The 17,317-nt window shown below is 71.2% G+C and carries 16 protein-coding genes; 14 read left to right on the forward strand and 2 right to left on the reverse strand.

Features of this window, described 5'->3' with window-relative positions; genetic code table 11:
• Positions 1 to 51: 51 nt before the first annotated feature.
• The gene (locus AB0J71_RS28175) at positions 52 to 939 is read right to left on the reverse strand and encodes a peptidylprolyl isomerase (RefSeq protein WP_352330191.1); all 888 of its coding nucleotides are present in this window, start codon (positions 937 to 939) and stop codon (positions 52 to 54) included.
• A 123-nt stretch (positions 940 to 1,062) separates the two neighbouring features.
• Here AB0J71_RS28175 and AB0J71_RS28180 point away from each other — a divergent pair, with 123 nt between their 5' ends.
• The 3 genes from AB0J71_RS28180 to aspS are packed head-to-tail and all read left to right on the forward strand — an operon-like array spanning position 1,063 to position 4,732.
• Entirely contained in the window at positions 1,063 to 1,740 is a 678-nt protein-coding gene (locus AB0J71_RS28180) for an MBL fold metallo-hydrolase (protein ID WP_352330193.1), read from the forward strand.
• Positions 1,740 to 2,999 carry a histidine--tRNA ligase gene (gene hisS / locus AB0J71_RS28185; RefSeq protein ID WP_352330195.1) on the forward strand — a complete coding sequence of 420 codons (1,260 nt, stop codon included), beginning with the start codon at positions 1,740 to 1,742 and terminating at the stop codon, positions 2,997 to 2,999. Before AB0J71_RS28180 ends, hisS begins: the two co-directional genes overlap by 1 nt.
• Positions 2,996 to 4,732, forward strand: coding sequence for an aspartate--tRNA ligase (aspS, locus tag AB0J71_RS28190; protein WP_364390134.1), 1,737 nt, complete (start codon positions 2,996 to 2,998; stop codon positions 4,730 to 4,732). Before hisS ends, aspS begins: the two co-directional genes overlap by 4 nt.
• Before the next feature lie 58 nt (positions 4,733 to 4,790).
• Here aspS and AB0J71_RS28195 read toward each other — a convergent pair whose 3' ends face one another.
• Entirely contained in the window at positions 4,791 to 5,678 is an 888-nt protein-coding gene (locus AB0J71_RS28195) for a peptidylprolyl isomerase (protein WP_352327841.1), read from the reverse strand.
• A gap of 170 nt (positions 5,679 to 5,848) precedes the next feature.
• On the opposite strand from AB0J71_RS28195, the gene AB0J71_RS28200 reads away from it, so the two are divergent.
• The 11 genes from AB0J71_RS28200 to infC all read left to right on the forward strand — a co-directional run bounded on the left by AB0J71_RS28200 (position 5,849) and on the right by infC (position 17,213).
• Positions 5,849 to 6,349 carry a hypothetical protein gene (locus AB0J71_RS28200; RefSeq protein WP_352327840.1) on the forward strand — a complete coding sequence of 167 codons (501 nt, stop codon included), beginning with the start codon at positions 5,849 to 5,851 and terminating at the stop codon, positions 6,347 to 6,349.
• Positions 6,350 to 6,358: 9 nt separating this feature from the next.
• Positions 6,359 to 7,660: a replication-associated recombination protein A gene (locus AB0J71_RS28205; protein ID WP_352327839.1), complete on the forward strand. Its 1,302-nt coding sequence runs from the start codon at positions 6,359 to 6,361 to the stop codon at positions 7,658 to 7,660.
• 32 nt (positions 7,661 to 7,692) lie between these two features.
• Positions 7,693 to 8,433, forward strand: a complete 741-nt coding sequence (locus AB0J71_RS28210) for a hypothetical protein (protein WP_352327838.1) — start codon at positions 7,693 to 7,695, stop codon at positions 8,431 to 8,433.
• A 220-nt stretch (positions 8,434 to 8,653) separates the two neighbouring features.
• Entirely contained in the window at positions 8,654 to 9,028 is a 375-nt protein-coding gene (locus tag AB0J71_RS28215) for a DUF948 domain-containing protein (protein WP_352327837.1), read from the forward strand.
• Complete coding sequence (locus AB0J71_RS28220) at positions 9,025 to 9,255, forward strand: hypothetical protein (RefSeq protein ID WP_352327836.1); 231 nt, start codon at positions 9,025 to 9,027, stop codon at positions 9,253 to 9,255. Before AB0J71_RS28215 ends, AB0J71_RS28220 begins: the two co-directional genes overlap by 4 nt.
• A gap of 22 nt (positions 9,256 to 9,277) precedes the next feature.
• The gene (alaS, locus tag AB0J71_RS28225; RefSeq protein ID WP_352327835.1) at positions 9,278 to 11,950 is read left to right on the forward strand and encodes an alanine--tRNA ligase; all 2,673 of its coding nucleotides are present in this window, start codon (positions 9,278 to 9,280) and stop codon (positions 11,948 to 11,950) included.
• A 1-nt stretch (position 11,951) separates the two neighbouring features.
• Positions 11,952 to 12,434, forward strand: a complete 483-nt coding sequence (gene ruvX, locus AB0J71_RS28230) for a Holliday junction resolvase RuvX (protein WP_352327834.1) — start codon at positions 11,952 to 11,954, stop codon at positions 12,432 to 12,434.
• A 91-nt stretch (positions 12,435 to 12,525) separates the two neighbouring features.
• Positions 12,526 to 13,926, forward strand: a complete 1,401-nt coding sequence (gene mltG, locus AB0J71_RS28235) for an endolytic transglycosylase MltG (protein ID WP_364416807.1) — start codon at positions 12,526 to 12,528, stop codon at positions 13,924 to 13,926.
• Between the two features lie 211 nt (positions 13,927 to 14,137).
• The gene (mltG, locus tag AB0J71_RS28240) at positions 14,138 to 15,295 is read left to right on the forward strand and encodes an endolytic transglycosylase MltG (protein WP_364416809.1); all 1,158 of its coding nucleotides are present in this window, start codon (positions 14,138 to 14,140) and stop codon (positions 15,293 to 15,295) included.
• A gap of 82 nt (positions 15,296 to 15,377) precedes the next feature.
• Positions 15,378 to 16,283 (forward strand): shikimate dehydrogenase, encoded by a 906-nt coding sequence (locus AB0J71_RS28245; RefSeq protein WP_352331458.1) that lies wholly within the window; start codon positions 15,378 to 15,380, stop codon positions 16,281 to 16,283.
• A 300-nt stretch (positions 16,284 to 16,583) separates the two neighbouring features.
• Positions 16,584 to 17,213, forward strand: coding sequence for a translation initiation factor IF-3 (infC, locus tag AB0J71_RS28250; RefSeq protein WP_364394191.1), 630 nt, complete (start codon positions 16,584 to 16,586; stop codon positions 17,211 to 17,213).
• Positions 17,214 to 17,317 lie beyond the last annotated feature (104 nt).

A 17,317-nucleotide genomic window follows, 5' to 3' on the forward strand; every position in this document is an offset into this window, starting at 1 on the left:
GCACTATCCATCAGACCCTTCGGGACTACTTCGTCCCTAGTTTGTATTACGTCAGCTCTTGCCGGCGATTGTCACGTCTTTGATTTCGAGGGTTTGCTTCGGTGCTCCGGTCCCATCTCCCATGTCAGCGATGACGCCCGCTTTGTTCACCTTGTCCAGGATGTCGAGCCCCTTGGTGATCGTACCCACCGGCGTGTAATCCGGGGTGAGTCCGAGATCGCCGTAAACGAGGAAGAACTGGCTTCCCGTGCTGCCCGGCGCCGAGGTCTTCGCCATCGCCACCGTGCCGCGCTTGTACGTGGCCCCCTGGAGGTTCTCCTCGGCCATCACGTAGCCGGGGCCGCCCGCGCCGTCCTGGCTCTTGCCGTCGGCCTTGGCCGTCGGGTCGCCGCACTGCAGCATGGGGAACTTGTCGCTGCCGAGCCGGTGGCACTTGCTGCCGTCGTAGAACTTCTTGCTCGCCAGGAAGGCCAGCGAGTTGGTCGTGCACGGCGCCTTGGCGTTGTCGAGCTCGATCACGATGTCGCCCAGGTTGGTGTCGAGCGTCATCGTCTTCTTGGCCGGCTCGGTCTTGACCTTGGCCGGCGGCATGCCGACGTCCTTGACCTGGCCGCCGGCGGCCTCCTTGACGTAGTCGCAGGTGCCGGTCGCCGCGTTGTACGGCTTGGGCCCCGTGCTGGCCGCGGCCGACGCGGTGTCCTGCGGGGCCGAGGCCGAGGGCGAGGCGGACGCCTCGGTCGTCGAGCCGCCGCCGCCGAGCAGCGCGACCGCGGCCACGATGCCGCCCACCACGACCACCACGCCGACCGTGGAGCCGATGATCGCGGTGCGCTTGGCCTTCTGCTCGCGCTCGATGCGGCGCTGCATCTGCCGCTCGTAGTGCTCACGTGCCAGCTGCTTCTGCCGGTCCTTGCCCGTGGCCACCGCTTTGCCTCCCATAGTCAATCAACTGAGGTGGGCGAATCGTATCGGCCAATGGGTAATGATTCGCAGCCCGGCGACCCGCACCGGTACCCTTCGGTTACATTCCCATTGGCTTTTCGACGAGATCACCTGAGGCAGATGCTCATCGCAGGCTTCCCCGCAGGGGCCCTCCAGACCAATTGTTACGTCGTCGCGCCCGCGGCCGGCGAGGAGTGCGTGATCGTCGATCCGGGCCAGGACGCGGCCGAAGGCGTCGACGAGCTGCTGCGCGAGCACCGGCTCAAGCCGGTCGCGGTGCTGCTCACGCACGGCCACCTCGACCACGTGTGGTCGGTCGCCCCCGTCTGCGGCGCGCGCGACGTCCCCGCGTGGATCCACCCCGACGACCGCCACCTGCTGAGCGACCCCTCGGCCGGCTGGGGCGGCGGCGTCTCGCTGTTCGGCGACATCAGGCTGAGCGAGCCCGACGACGTGCGCGAGCTGTCCGACGGCGCGGCGCTCAGCCTGGCGGGCCTCGATCTCGTGGTCGACCACACCCCCGGCCATACCAGGGGGTCGGTGAGCTTCCGGCTGCCCGGCGACGAGATCATGTTCTCGGGCGACCTGTTGTTCGCCGGCTCCATCGGCCGCACCGATCTTCCCGGCGGCGATTACCCGACCATCCTGAACAGCCTGGCCACCAAGTGCCTGCCGCTGCCTGACGATACGGTCGTCCTGCCGGGCCACGGACCACAGACCACGATCGGCCGCGAGCGCGCCACCAACCCTTACCTGAAGGAAGCGGCGCCGCAGGCCGGTCCCACACGAGGGATCTAATGAGCTTCCAAGCACCCAAAGGCACCTTCGACTGGCTGCCGCCCAGCTCCGAGGCCATCCTGGCCGTGCGCGAGGCGCTGGCCGCGCCGCTGAGGCAGGCGGGCTACGGCTACGTCGAGACCCCCGTCTTCGAGGACACCGAGCTGTTCAAGCGGGGCGTGGGCGAGTCCACCGACGTGGTGTCGAAGGAGATGTACACCTTTCCCGACAAGGCGGGCAGGTCGCTGACGCTGCGTCCCGAGGGCACCGCGTCGGTCGTGCGCGCCGTGCTCCAGCACAACCTGCACAACGGGCAGCTCCCGGTCAAGCTGTGGTACTCCGGCAGCCAGTTCCGCTACGAGCGTGCCCAGAAGGGCCGCTACCGCCACTTCTGGCAGGTCGGGGCCGAGGCCCTGGGCTCCGAGGACCCGGCGCTCGACGCCGAGCTGATCCTGCTCGGCGCGCGCGGCTTCGCCTCGCTCGGGCTCCGGCAGGTCAAGCTGCTGGTCAACTCGCTGGGCGACAAGAACTGCCGGCCCGCCTACCGGGCCGCGCTCCAGGACTTCCTGCGCGGGCTCGACCTCGACGAGGAGACCAGGGCCCGCATCGACATCAACCCGCTGCGGGTGCTCGACGACAAGCGGCCCGAGGTGCAGGCCCAGCTCACCGGCGCGCCGCTGGTCGTCGACCACCTGTGCGCCGCCTGCAAGGCCTACCACGAGGAGGTCCGCTCGCTGCTGACCGCCTCGGGCGTGGCCTTCGAGGACGACCCGCGCCTGGTGCGCGGGCTCGACTACTACACGCGCACCACGTTCGAGTTCGTGCACGGCGGGCTCGGCTCCCAGTCGGCCGTCGGCGGCGGCGGCCGCTACGACGGGCTCAGCGAGATGCTGGGCGGCCCGCCGTTGCCCAGTGTCGGCTGGGCGCTCGGCGCCGACCGCACCTACCTGGCCATGGAGTCCGAGGGTCTGCTCGGCGAGGCCGCGCCGGGCCGCGTCCAGGTGTACGGTGTCCCGCTGGGCGACGACGCGCGCCGCCGCATGTTCCTGCTCGTCTCCGAGCTGCGCGAGGCGGGCGTCAGCGCCGACATGGCCTTCGGCGGCAAGGGGCTCAAGGGAGCGATGAAGGGCGCCGACAGATCCGGCGCCCGCTTCGCGCTGATCCTGGGCGAGCGAGACCTCGCGGCCGAGGCCGTGCAACTGAAGGACCTGACCACCGCTGAACAGACCCAGGTGCCGCTGGCCCAGGTCGCCGACGTTTTGAAAGGGAAAGTGCAGTGATCCGCACGCATACGGCCGGGTCGCTCCGGAAGGAGCACGCCGGGCAGCAGGTGACGCTCGCAGGATGGGTGGCCCGCCGCCGTGACCACGGCGGCGTGGTCTTCATCGACCTGCGCGACGCCTCCGGCTCGGCGCAGGTGGTCTTCCGCGAGGAGGACCACGCCCACGACCTGCGCGCCGAGTACTGCGTGCAGGTGGTCGGCCAGGTCAGGGTGCGCCCGGAGGGCAACGAGAACCCCGAGCTGCCCACCGGCGCGATCGAGGTCGTGGCCGAGCGGGTCGAGGTGCTGAGCGAGTCCGCACCGCTGCCGTTCCCCATCGAGGGCAACGTCGGCGTGTCGGAGGAGGCCCGGCTCAAGTACCGCTACCTCGACATCCGCCGCCAGCAGGTCGCCGCCGCCATGCGCACCCGCTCCAAGGCCACCTACCTGGCCAACGAGGTGATGCACGAGCTCGGCTTCGTCTACGTCGAGACCCCGACGCTGACCCGCTCGACCCCCGAGGGCGCGCGCGACTTCCTGGTGCCGGTCCGCCTGCAGCCCGGCAACTGGTACGCCCTGCCGCAGTCGCCCCAGCTGTTCAAGCAGCTGCTGCAGGTCGCCGGCCTGGAGCGCTACTACCAGCTCGCCAAGTGCTACCGCGACGAAGACCTGCGGGCCGACCGCCAGCCCGAGTTCACCCAGATCGACGTCGAGATGTCCTTCGTCGACCAGGAGGACGTCATCGAGGTCGGCGAGAAGCTGGTCGGCCGCCTGTGGCGGGAGATCCTCGGCTACGAGATCCCCATGCCGCTGCCGCGCATGACCTACGCCGACGCCATGGCCCGCTACGGCTCCGACAAGCCCGACCTGCGCTTCGGCCAGGAGCTCGTGGAGATGACCGACTACTTCTCGGCCACCTCCTTCCGCGTCTTCCAGGCCGACTACGTCGGCGCGGTGGTCATGCCGGGCGGCGCCTCGCAGACCCGCAAGGAGCTCGACGGCTGGCAGGAGTGGGCGCGCAGCCGCGGCGCCAAGGGCCTGGCCTACGTGCTGGTCCAGGAGGACGGCACGCTCGGCGGCCCGGTCGCCAAGAACCTGTCGGAGCAGGAGCTGTCCGGCCTGGCCGCCAAGGTCGGCGCCGCCCCCGGTGACGCGATCTTCTTCGCCGCCGGCGCCCGCTCGGCCTCCCGCGACCTGCTGGGCGCGGCCCGCCTGGAGATCGGCCGTCGCTGCGGCCTGATCGACGAGTCGCAGTGGTCGTTCCTGTGGGTGGTCGACGCCCCCATGTTCGAGGAGGACGGCGAGGGCGGCTGGACGGCCGTGCACCACCCGTTCACCGGCCCCAAGCCGGAGTGGGCCGACAACTTCCAGGACCACCCGGGCGAGGCCCTGGCCTACGCCTACGACATGGTCTGCAACGGCATGGAGATCGGCGGCGGCTCGATCCGTATCCACCGGGCCGAGATGCAGCAGCGGGTCTTCGACGTGCTCGGCATCTCCAAGGAGGAGGCCGAGAGCAAGTTCGGCTTCCTGCTGGAGGCGTTCAAGTACGGCCCGCCCCCGCACGGCGGCATCGCCTACGGCTGGGACCGGATCTGCATGCTGCTGTCCGGCGGCGACTCGATCCGCGACGTGATCGCGTTCCCGAAGACCGCCTCCGGCTTCGACCCGCTGACCGGCGCGCCGACGCCGATCACGGCCGACCAGCGCAAGGAGGCGGGCGTCGACGCCCAGCCCAAGTCCGAGTCCTGACACGACGACGGCGGGCGCCCCCCTTCGAAGGGGGGCGCCCGCCGTCGTGTTCCGCGTGCTACCTCAAGGTGACGCGCTTGATGATGATCGGGTTCTTCGGCGCGGTCGAGCCGCCGTCGCCCACGATGTCGTCGCCGTTGACGATGACGCCGTCCTTGGCCACCTTCTCGATGATGTCCAGGCCGGAGCGGACCATGCCGAGCACCGAGTACTGCGGCTCCAGCTGGCCGTTCTCGTCCGACAGCGAGATGGCGAACTGGCTGCTGTTCTGCCCCGACGCGCCGTCGGGCTGGGTCAGGAACACCACGCCCTTGGTGTAGGACATGCCGACGGCCTCGTCGCCGAACACGTAACCGGCCGTGCCCTGCCCGTCGGTCGGGTTCCGGCCGTCGGCCTTGGCCTGCGGGTCGCCGCACTGCAGCAGGTACAGACCGGCCGTCTCCGGCGTCACCAGCCGGTGGCACTTGGTGTTGTCGTAGAAGCCCTTCTTGGCCAGGAACGCCATCGAGTTGACCGAGCACGGGGTCGCGTTCGCGTCGACGTCGATCACGATGTCGCCGTGGTTGGTGCTCACGGTCATCGTCTTGAGCTTGAGGTTGGGCCGCTTGCCCGGCAGGCCGACGAACTTGTTGGGCGCGGAGTCGTCACGCTTGTAGGTGCACGACACCTTGCCCGCCTTCTTGGGCGGCGTGGTGCTCGGCAGCGCCGTCGGGGCGGGGGAACTGGTGCTGGCGGAGGGCGAGGGCGTGCTCTCCGCCGCGACCGTCTTCTTGTCGTCGCCCATCAGGGTGGTCGCGGCGAAGATGCCGCCCGCCACCACGACGACGGCCACGCCCGCGCCGATGAAGGTGTTCCGCCTGGCTTTGGCGGTCTGCTCGGCCGCGCGCCTCGCCTGCCGCTCCTTGTGCTCCCGGGCCAGCTCGCTCTGGCGGTCGTCGCCGCTCACCGGTTGTCTCCTTCATCTTTGCCGACACATGACCAAACAACTCCGCGAATGCTACCGGCCTCCGATATGTGCCGGGCGTAAGTGGCGGAAGCCGCAGAGTGGGGCAAGCGAGGAGAGAACCATTTCGCTGACGGATACGTAGTCCAGGTGGACCCCTCCAAGGAGTGATCGTGTTCGACCAGATCCTCGGCCTGCCGGCCCATCCGCTGATCGTGCACCTCGCCGTGGTGCTGACCCCGCTGCTCGTCCTCGTAGGCGCCGCGTACGCCCTGGCGCCCCGCGTACGGGCCGTGACGGCGTGGGCGGTGGTGCTGCTGGCCGTGGCCGCCCCCGCGGCGGTCCTGGCGGCCAAGGAGAGCGGCGAGAGCCTCAAGCGGGCCCGCTTCACCGGCGTGGGCGGCCCGCTCGGCGCGCGCGTCGCCGTCCACGAGGGCTTCGCGACCCCGCTGCTGCTGTCGGCGGCCGGGCTCGCCGCCGCCTGCCTGGCCCTGGTGTACGCCACCACCCCCGCCCGCGGCTCGCTCACCTCCGACCGGTTCGGCAGGCCCGTCACGCTGGTGCTGTCGGCGCTGACGGTCGTCCTGGCCGTCGTGGCGGGCTACTTCTGCTTCCGGGCGGGCGACTCCGGGGCCAGGGCCGTGTGGGCCGCGGCGGGTCTGACCGGCGTGTAATCTCGCGTTGTGGATAGCCTGTTCGATTCGGCGGCTGAGGAGGCCACCCCGCAACCCCTCGCGGTGCGGATGCGCCCGCGCACCCTCGACGAGGTGATCGGCCAGCGGCATCTGCTGGGCTCCGGCACGCCGCTACGGCGGCTGGTCGAGAGCGAGGCCCCCATGTCGCTGTTCCTGTGGGGCCCGCCCGGCACCGGCAAGACGACCCTGGCCTACGTCGTCTCCAACGTCACCAAGCGCCGCTTCGTCGAGATCTCCGCCGTCTCGGCCGGCGTCAAGGACGTCCGCGCCGCCATCGACAACGCCCGCCGCGAGCTGGGCATGAGCGGCCGGCAGACCGTGTTGTTCGTCGACGAGGTCCACCGCTTCAACAAGGCCCAGCAGGACGCGCTGCTGCCGGCGGTGGAGAACCGCTGGGTCACCTTCATCGGCGCCACCACCGAAAACCCGTACTTCTCGGTCATCTCGCCGTTGTTGTCGCGCTCGCTGCTGCTCACGCTGGAGTCGCTGTCCGACGACGACGTGCGCGCGGTCCTGGAGCGCGCGGTGGCCGAGCCGCGCGGCCTGGACGGTCGCGCCCGGCTCGCGCCCGAGGCCCTCGACCACCTGGTGCGCCTGGCCGGCGGCGACGCGCGCAGGTCGCTGACCTACCTGGAGGCCGCCGCGCTGCTGGCCGACGACATCACCGTGGAGGTGGTGGAGAAGGCCGCCGACAAGGCCGCCGTGCGCTACGACCGCCAGGGCGACCAGCACTACGACGTGATCAGCGCGTTCATCAAGTCGATGCGCGGCTCCGACGCCGACGCGGCCCTCCACTACCTCGCCCGCATGATCGAGGCCGGCGAGGACCCGCGCTTCATCGCCCGCCGCATCGTCATCTTCGCCTCCGAGGACGTCGGCATGGCCGACCCCACCTGCCTGCAGACCGCGGTGGCCGTGGCCCAGGCCGTGCAGCTCATCGGGCTGCCCGAGGGGCAGATCAACCTGGCCCACGCCGTCATCCACTGCGCGATGGCGCCCAAGTCCAACGCGGTCGTCAAGGCCATCGGCGCGGCGGTCGGCGACGTCCGCAAGGGGCTGATCGGCCAGGTCCCCGGCCACCTGCGCGACGCCCACTACCCGGGCGCGGCCAAGCTCGGCCACGGCGGCGGCTACAAGTACCCCCACGACTTCGACCACGGCCTGGTGCGCCAGGACTACGCGCCCGAGCAGGTGCGCGACCGCCGCTACTACGAGCCCACCCGGCACGGCGCCGAGGCCCCGGTGGCCGACCGGTGGGCCCGGATCCGCGAGTTCCTGCGCGGCTCCTGAGCCCCTGCACGCGCGCTAGATTGATCGCCATCATGACCGACCACCGCGCGAGCTTCGACGCCCGCATCACCTTCGGCAACGGCGGCGACCTCGCCGTCCACGGCTTCCGCGTCGACCTGCCCGGCCCCGACGCCTCCGAGGACGAGATCGCCGGGCTGTTCGTGGCCTCGCTCGGCCTGCTGATGACCGACGGCGTCGAGCTCGACAACGTCGAGATCTTCGCCGAGCCGCACAAGGGCACCAGGGGAGGGCCCTCCGACCGCGCCGCGCAGGCCGCGCCGGCCGCCGGGGGAGTGCTGGTCGAGCTGGCCCGCCCGCCCGCCGACGGCGGCACGCGCCTGGTCGCGCCCGGCGGCGACCTGACCGGCCTGCCCCTGGCCCGCACCGCCGAACTGCCCGCCGTGGTGGTGCGCGTGGCGGGAGCCGAGGCGCGGGAGGTCGGCGTGGGCGCGCTGGCCGCCTTCGACGTGCGCGGCAGGGCGGTGCTGCTGCACACCGGCGCGCCCGGCGGGGGAAGGCTCACCCCGCAGGCCGCCGAGTGGCTGGCCGCGAGCGGCGCGTCCCTGGTCGGCACCGACGCGGACGGGCTCGACGGCCCGGGGGGCTCGGCGGCTCTCGACGTGCTGCTGGCGGCGGGCGTGCCGGTCGTGGAGCGGCTGGCCGGGCTCGACCGGCTGCCGCCCACCGGCGCCCTGTTCACGGCCGCGCCGCCGCTCCTGGAGGGCGCCGGGCGGGTTCCCGTACGCGCCTTCGCCCGCGTGCCCGAGCCGTGACAGAAGGCGTGACAGAAGGAGTGGCAGAAGGCGTGACAGAAGGAGTGGCAGGAGGCGGGCCGGGCGGCGGAACGCCTGGTCGGAGCGGCATGTGATCGGTCACGGAAGTGTCCGCAGGTGGCCTCGCCGCCGGATCCGGCCCGTTTTCCTCACCGACCTTGTCGCCGGGACGCGATAGGGTTCATGCCGTTCCGGCCCAGCGTACGAGGGAGATGAGCGGATGCTTACCGCTGGAGAGGTCGCCGGGCTGATCGCGGCCACGGGCTGGATTGTCCTGGTCTGCGTTCTCGCCATGGTGCTCGTCAAGCTCGCCAGGCTGCTCACCGAGACCACCAAGGCGGTCTCCGACCTGAACAACCGCCTGGTCCCGCTGCTCGACGACGTGAGCGTCACGGTCAACGAGACCAACAGGCAACTGGTCGCCGTCGAGGCCATCGCCCAGGACGTCAAGCAGGTCAGCGCGCACGCCGCCAAGCTCAGCGCGGTGACGCAGACCATCTTCACGGGCCCGCTGATCAAGGTGTCGTCGCTCGGCTACGGCGTGCGGCGCGCCATCGAGGCCCGCAGGCCCGCCCGGGTGAGGCGGTCCCGGTGATCAGACGGCTGTTCTACCTCTCGCTCGGCGCGTTCCTCGCCTTCTGGGTGATGCGCAGGCTGCAGGCGCTGCACCCGACCCACGTCGTACGGCGCACCGCCGACGGCGCGGCGGGGATGCTCGCGCGGGTGAGAGACTTTACCTCTGACGCGCTCGGCGAGGCCGCCGAGCGCGAAACCCAGTTGCGGGCGCGCTTCGGGCTCGACAACGCTGAAATCGACAACTGACTACCAGCAAAGGATGGCCACAATGGAGTCGGCAGAGATAGCCCGCCGCTTCCTGCGCTTCTTCGAGGAGCGTGGGCACAAGGTCGTGCCCTCGGCCAGCCTGATCGCTGAGGACCCCACGCTACTCCTGGTTCCTGCCGGTATGGTGCCGTTCAAGCCGTACTTCCTGGGGCAGCGCAAGCCTCCGGCGTCACGGCTGGCCACCGCGCAGAAGTGTGTGCGCACCCCCGACATCGAAGAGGTCGGCAAGACCACCCGGCACGCCACCTTCTTCCAGATGCTGGGCAACTTCTCCTTCGGCGACTACTTCAAGTCCGAAGTGATCCCGTTCGCGTGGGAGCTGCTCACCAGGTCCGAGTCCGACGGCGGCTTCGGCTTCCCCGAGGAGCGGCTGTGGGCCACCGTCTACCTCGAGGACGACGAGGCCTACGACATCTGGCGCAACAAGGTCGGCGTGCCCGAGAGCCGCATCCAGCGCCGCGGCCTGGAGGACAACTACTGGCACATGGGCGTGCCCGGCCCCGGCGGCCCCTGCTCGGAGATCTACTACGACCGCGGCCCCGAGTACGGCAAGGAGGGCGGCCCCGTCGCCGACGAGGACCGCTACCTCGAGGTCTGGAACCTCGTCTTCATGCAGTACCAGCTCAGCCAGGTCCGCACCAAGGTCGACTTCGACATCTCCGGCGAGCTGCCGGCCAAGAACATCGACACCGGCATGGGCCTGGAGCGCATGGCGACGATCCTGCAGGGCGTCGACAACCTCTACGAGATCGACACCACCTACAAGATCCTCGACAAGGCGGCCGAGCTCACCAAGACCCGCTACGGCCGCGACCACCGCGCCGACGTGAGCCTGCGCGTGATCGCCGACCACGTGCGCACCGGCACCATGCTGGTCGCCGACGGCGTCATGCCCGGCAACGAGGGCCGCGGCTACGTGCTGCGCCGCATCCTGCGCCGCTCGGTGCGCAACCTGCGCCTGCTCGGCTCCGGCGACGAGCGCTACATGCACGAGCTGACCGACGTCGCGATCAACGTGATGGGCGAGCAGTACCCCGAGCTCAAGGCCGACGCGCCGCAGATCCACGCGGTCATCGACGCCGAGGAGACGTCCTTCCTGGGCACCCTCCGCACCGGCACCGCGATCTTCGACGTGGCCGTGGAGGAGACCAAGCGCAAGTCCGGCTCGACGCTCTCGGGCGACCAGGCCTTCCAGCTCCACGACACCTACGGCTTCCCCATCGACCTCACCCTGGAGATGGCGGCCGAGCAGGGCCTGAAGGTCGACGAAGAGGGCTTCCGCCGCCTGATGAAGGAGCAGCGGCAGCGGGCCAAGGCCGACGCCGCGGCCAAGAAGACCGGCAACGCCGACATCTCCGTCTTCGGCCACCTGCTGGAGAAGGCCGGCAAGATCGACTTCCTGGGCTACGACGAGACCGAGGCCGAGACCACCGTCGTCGGCATCCTGGTCGACGGCGTCAGCGTGCCGGCGGCCGGCGCGGGCACGACCGTCGAGATCGTGCTCGGCCGCACCCCCTTCTACGCCGAGGGCGGCGGCCAGCTCGCCGACCAGGGCGTCATCCGCACGGCGGGCGCCGAGGTCGAGATCCTCGACGTGCAGTCGCCGCTCAAGGGCCTGATCGTCCACCGTGGCAAGGTCCGCAGCGGTGAGCTGAAGGCGGGCGACGAGGCGCAGGCCGAGATCGACGTCGAGCGCCGCCGGGCGATCTCGCGCAGCCACAGCGCCACCCACCTGGTCCACCGCGGCTTCAAGAACGCGCTGGGCGAGACGGCCGCGCAGGCGGGCTCGGAGAACTCCCCGGGCCGCTTCCGCTTCGACTTCACCGCGGCGGGCGCCGTCCCGGCCAGCGTGCTGCGCGACGTCGAGGACGAGGTCAACGCGGTGCTGATCAACGACCTCAAGGTCAACGCGTTCTACACCTCCCAGGCCGAGGCCAGGGCGATGGGCGCGCTGGCGATGTTCGGCGAGAAGTACGGCGACGAGGTCCGCGTGGTCGAGATCGGCGACTACTCGCGCGAGCTGTGCGGCGGCACTCACGTGCACAGCTCCGGGCAGCTCGGCCTGGTCAAGGTGCTGGGCGAGCAGTCGGTCGGCGCGGGCGTGCGCCGGGTCGAGGCGCTGGTCGGCATCGACGCCTTCCGCTTCCTGGCCCGCGAGAGCGTGCTGGTGGCCCAGCTGTCCGAGCAGCTCAAGGCGCGCCGCGAGGAGCTGCCCGAGCGCATCGAGGGCATCGTCACCCGCCTGCGCACCGCCGAGAAGGAGCTGGAGAAGGTGCGCTCGGCGCAGGTGCTCCAGGTGGCCGGTGAGCTGGCGTCCCAGGCCCGTGACCTGCACGGAGTCTCCGTGGTGACACACCGCGCGCCTGATGGCACCGGCGCCGACGATCTGCGTAAGCTCGCGCTTGATGTGCGTGGCAGATTCCCGGCCGACCGGCCGGCGGTCGTGGTGATCGCCGGCGCCCCCTCCGACCGGCCCGTGGTGGTCGCCGCGGTCAACGAGGCGGGGCGCGAGCGGGGGCTCAAGGCCGGAAGGCTGGTCGGCGTCGCCGCCAAGGCTCTTGGGGGTGGCGGTGGCGGCAAGGACGATGTCGCGCAGGGCGGCGGTACGCGGCCCGAGGCGATCGGCGACGCGCTCGGCCTGGTCGAACAGGCCATCGGCGAGCAGATCGGATGACATGAGGTTCGGTTCGCGGATCGGCGTCGACGTCGGCTCCGTACGCATCGGCGTGGCGCGCAGCGACCCCAGCGGGACGCTGGCCACGCCGGTCGAGACCGTGCGCCGCGGCAAGGGCGACCTCGACCGGCTCGCCGAGATCGTCGCCGAGCACGAGGCGATCGAGGTGATCGTGGGGTTGCCCACGTCGCTGTCCGGGCGTGAGGGGCAGGCGGCCGGGCTGGCCCGCGCGTTCGCCGCCGAGCTGGCCGGCCGGCTGGCGCCCACGCCCGTGCGGCTGTTCGACGAGCGGCTCACCACGGTCGCCGCCCAGCACGGGCTGCGGGCCAGCGGCGTACGCGCCAAGAAGCAGCGCGGGGTCGTCGACCAGGCGGCCGCCGTCGTGCTGCTCCAGGACGCCCTCGACTCCGAACGCGCCACCGACAGACCACCAGGCAGGCCCGTCGAACCGCCCCCCGCGGCGGCCGACGGACCTGCCTCATGACCGGGCGGCACCGAAAGGCCCGTCCCGAGGGCATGGCTCGTGCGCAGGCCCCGATGCCGCCCGCCGGGCGTCCGACCGGCGAGGTGGCCGCGTGAGCACCACCCCCGACGACGACGGCGAGGTCATCCCGTTCCTGCGGCCGGACAGCGAGCACGAGACGCAGCCGGCGGCCGAGGACCCTCCCCGAGGCAGCCGGCAGCCGGCGGCTGGAATCCCTGCCGGCAGCAGCTCGCAGTGGGCCGACGAGGAGCCGCCCGGGGGCGGCCCGCGGTCGGCTCGCGAGGAGCCATCCTCAAGCAGCCCGCAGTCGGCCGGCGAGGAGCCTTCCGGCAGCGGCCCGCGGTCGGCTCGCGAGGAGGCTTCCGGAGGTGGCTCGCGGCCGGTGGCCGGGGGGTCCGCCGGGAGCGGCCCGCGTCCGGTGGGTGCGGAGCGGGCCGGGAGTGATCGGTCGTCCCGTCGTGGCCGGGCCCTGGGCAAGGCTGGGCTGGTCTCCGCGGCGCTGGTCGCCGCCCTGGTGGCGGCGGGCGCGGGCGTGCTCACGGTGGTCAGGCCGTACCTGAGCCCCGAGGACTTCGAGGGCGTGGGCAGCGGGACGGTGACCGTCCGCATTCCGCCCGGGGCGAACGCCGAGGACATCGGCACGGCGCTGGCCGACGCCGGCGTGGTGGCCAGCTCGCGTTCGTTCGTGAATGCGGCTCAGGAGCGGGCCGTGGCCAACCGGCTGCGTCCTGGCCACTACCGGCTGCGCAAGGGCATGGCCGCGGGCGCGGCGCTCGACCTGCTGCTCGCGCCCGCCTCCCGGATGGTCAGGCGGGTGGCGGTGCCGGAGGGGCTGCGCGCGGCCGAGGTGCTGCGGCGCGTCGCCCAGCTGGCCGCGCTGCCGCTGAAGGAGCTGCAGAGCGTGGACAAGAGCCTGCTCGGGCTGCCGTCGTACGCGCCCGGGATCGAGGGTTTCCTGTTCCCCGCCACGTACGAGGTCGAGCCCGGCGACAAGGCGGTGGACGTGCTGGCCGCCATGGTGGAGCGGTGGGGCGTGGCCGCCCGGCAGATCCACCTGGCGGAGCGGGCCCGGCGGCTCGGCCTGACCCCGCTGGAGGCGCTCACGGTCGCCAGCCTCGTGCAGGCGGAGGGCGGCACCGACGCCGATTACCCCAAGATCGCCAGAGTGATCTACAACAGACTCAAGAGCAACACGCCGCTGGAGCTCGACACCACGGTCCTGTACGCGCAGAACCGCCGGTCACTGAAAGTCACGGAGAGCGACACCAAGGTGAACTCGCCCTACAACACCTACCACCGCCGCGGACTGCCGCCGGGGCCCATCGCCAATCCGGGTGAGAAGGCGCTGCTGGCGGCCCTGAATCCAGCCGCGGGTGATTGGCACTGGTTTGTGACGACGGATCCGGCGCATAGAATCACCAAATTCACCAACAAAGAGAGCGAGTTCGTGAGATACCGGGAAGAGTTGAACAAGAACCTCGGGACGGACTGATGTTCGGCGGGACCCCCCCTGTGCCCGCGCAAAAGCCCCATACCGGGTCATGCGCCCTCTTCCCATCCCCTAGCATGGCTACCCAGAGTGATCTCCGCTGGTCGTGGGAGCATGACCGGCGGATCCCCCCGTTTCGCCCGGTGAGCTCCGCCGGTTCGGCACAACCGCTTGACGCCGAACGGGCCGTACCGGGAGATTGGCCAGCGCAGCTATGAGCGATCTCGATCTGAACTCCCTGCTCGGCACCGAGGACGACGAGGGCCGGTCCCGGCGCCGTGCCCGCGGCTCCGGCAAGCGCGGCGGCAACCGCCGCCGGCGCAGACGTCGTAACCGGGGCGGCTTCATCGCGCCGTTGCTCGCCTTCGTCGTGCTGGCGGGCATCATCGGCGGCGGCGGCTACTACGGCTACCTGTGGGTCAGCGACGCCCTCGTGCCCGACGACTACACCGGCCAGGGCACCGGCGAGGTGACCGTCGAGATCAAGGACGGCCAGAGCGCGTCGGAGGTGGCCGAGGAGCTGGTGCGCCTCGGCGTCGTGGCCAGCGCCAGGGCGTTCAGCACCGCCATCGGCAACGCCGGCAAGAGCGGCTCGCTCCAGCCCGGCCAGTACAAGATGCGCAAGAAGATGTCGGCGGCCGACGCGGTGGCGATGCTGAGCCCCGAGAACAAGCTGCTGGCCAAGGTGGGGGTCAAGGAGGGCCTGAGGCTGTCCGACACGCTGACCACGCTGGCCAAGGCGACGGGCAAGCCGGCCAAGGGGTTCGCGGCCGCGGCCAAGGACACCGCCGACCTCGACCTGCCGTCGTACGCCAAGGGCAAGCTGGAGGGCTACGCCTTCCCGGCCACCTACGAGTTCCCGCCCAACGCCACCCCGGCCCAGATCCTGGGCGCGATGGTCAAGCGGTTCAACCAGACGGCCGACGAGGTCGACCTCGAAGGCGGCGCCAAGGCCCTGGGCCGCAAGCCCCAGGACATCGTGGTCATCGCCAGCATCATCCAGGCCGAGGCCGGCCGGTTCGAGGACATGCCCAAGATCGCCCGCGTCATCTACAACCGGCTCGACCGCGACCCGGAGATGAAGCTGGAGATGGACAGCACGGTCATGTACGCGCTCAACAAGTACCGCACCGCCGCCACCATCGCCGAGACGAAGACCAAGAGCCGGTACAACACGTACATGTACCTCGGCCTGCCGCCGGGCCCCATCTCGAACCCGGGCCAGCACGCCATCGAGGCGGCGCTCAACCCGGCCAAGGGCGACTGGCTCTACTTCGTCGCCACCGACCCCAACAGCCGCGTCACCAAGTTCGCGACCACCGAGGCCGAACGCCAGGCGCTGCTGGCCGAGTACAAGCGGAACGGCGGCTGACCTCCGCCGCGGGAGCCGTCCGACGACCGGCGGCCCCCGCGGCGTGGTAGGAGGAGGGACCGTGTTCCCGGAAGGAGTGTCGATGCGGGCTGCGGTCATGGGCTCGCCGATCGGGCATTCGCTCTCGCCCCACCTGCACAGGGCCGCCTACGCGGCGATGGGGCTCGACGGGTGGAGCTACGAGGCGATCGAGTGCGACGAGGCGCGGCTGCCCGGCCTGCTCGCCGGGCTGACCCCCGTGCGCGGGCAGCGCGACGGCGAGCGGGGCGGCGAGCAGCGCGACGGCGAGCAGGGCGGTGAGCTGGGCGGCGAGCGCGCCTGGGCGGGGCTGTCGCTGACGATGCCGCTCAAGCGCGCCGTGCTGCCGCTCCTCGACACCGTCTCCGACCTGGCCGTCGAGGTGGGCGGGGCCAACACCGTGGTCTTCGCCGACGGCCTGCGCCACGGCCACAACACCGACGTTTACGGCATCGAGCGGGCGCTGGCCGAGGCGGGCGTGCCCGCGCCGCGGTCGGCGACCGTGCTGGGCGGCGGCGCCACGGCCGCCTCCGCGCTGGCGGCCCTGCGCAACCTGGGGCTGTTCGCGGCCACGCTGCTGGTCCGCGACCCGGCCAGGGCGGGGGAGACCGCCGAGGTGGCCGAACGGCTGGGCGTGGCGCTGGCGGTGGAGACGTTCGACAAGCTCGACGCGTACACGGGGGTGGACCTGGTGGTCTCCACGCTGCCCGCGGGGGCCGCCGACGCCTTCGCCGGGCGGCTGGCCCGCGTGCCGGCGCTGTTCGACGTGGTCTACGCTCCCTGGCCCACCAGGGCGGCCACGGCGGTCCGCGACGCGGGCGGCACGGTGGTCGGCGGCTTCGCGATGCTCCTGCACCAGGCGGCGCGGCAGGTGGAGCTGATGACCGGCCGTCCGGACGTGCCGGTCGAGGCCATGCGCGCGGCGGGCGAGGCCGAGATCGCCCGGCGGGCCGCGGCCCGTCCGCAGTGATCTTCCCGATGATTACCCGCGCCGGCGGGATGATTCGAGGCGCCTGCGTGGTTGTGGTAATGTAGCTCTCTGATCGGTCCGGCATGCCTTGCTGGACGCGCAAGCGGAGGTCTCCCTCCCACCCGAGTCGCCGAAAGGTGGCCGGGTCCAGGATCACGCCGGACTCTCCGGGGAGCTCGAGGCCACGAAGCCACAGAGCTCAGTGGCCCCGCATGCGCGACGTGCGGGGCTTTTCGCGTCTTCGGCGCGGAAGGCCCCCGCCACGACGAGCACGTAGGGATCGCAAACCTAGGAGGCCCCATCAGCACTGAGCCCCGCATCAACGAGCGTATCCGAGTTCCCGAGGTTCGCCTCGTGGGCCCGAACGGCGAGCAGGTCGGCATCGTCAGCATTCACGACGCGCTGAAGCTCGCCCAGGAGGCCGACCTCGACCTCGTCGAGGTCGCGGCCACGGCTCGACCGCCCGTGTGCAAGCTCATGGACTACGGCAAGTTCAAGTACGAGTCCGCGATGAAGGCGCGCGAGGCGCGCAAGAATCAGGCGCACACGATCATCAAGGAGATCAAGCTCCGGCCGAAGATCGACCCGCACGACTACGAGACCAAGAAGGGTCACGTGGTGCGGTTCCTCAAGGCGGGGGACAAGGTCAAAGTCACGATCATGTTCCGCGGGCGTGAGCAGTCCCGGCCGGAGCTCGGCTTCCGGCTGCTGCAGCGGCTGGCCGAGGACGTCCAGGAGCTCGGGTTCGTGGAGTCCCAGCCCAAGCAGGACGGCCGTAACATGATCATGGTGATCGGTCCGCACAAGAAGAAGGCCGAGGCCAAGGCCGAAAAGGCTGCCGCCAAGGCGCAGCGTGGCGGCGAGGAGCTTCCCGCATCGGAAGAGGAGTCTTCCGTGCAGGCGGCGGAACCTTCCGTACAGGAAGCGTGACCTGCAGCCGGGGTTAGCCTTACACCACGCGCCCCGGCAGCCACCGGCAGACGAACAAGCCGCGACCGGGCCGGCCAGCACCGGCCCGGCCACCGGCACGACCG

It is taken from the genome of Nonomuraea sp. NPDC049637, assembly GCF_040675235.1.
In the GTDB taxonomy this organism is placed as follows: Bacteria; Actinomycetota; Actinomycetes; order Streptosporangiales; family Streptosporangiaceae; genus Nonomuraea.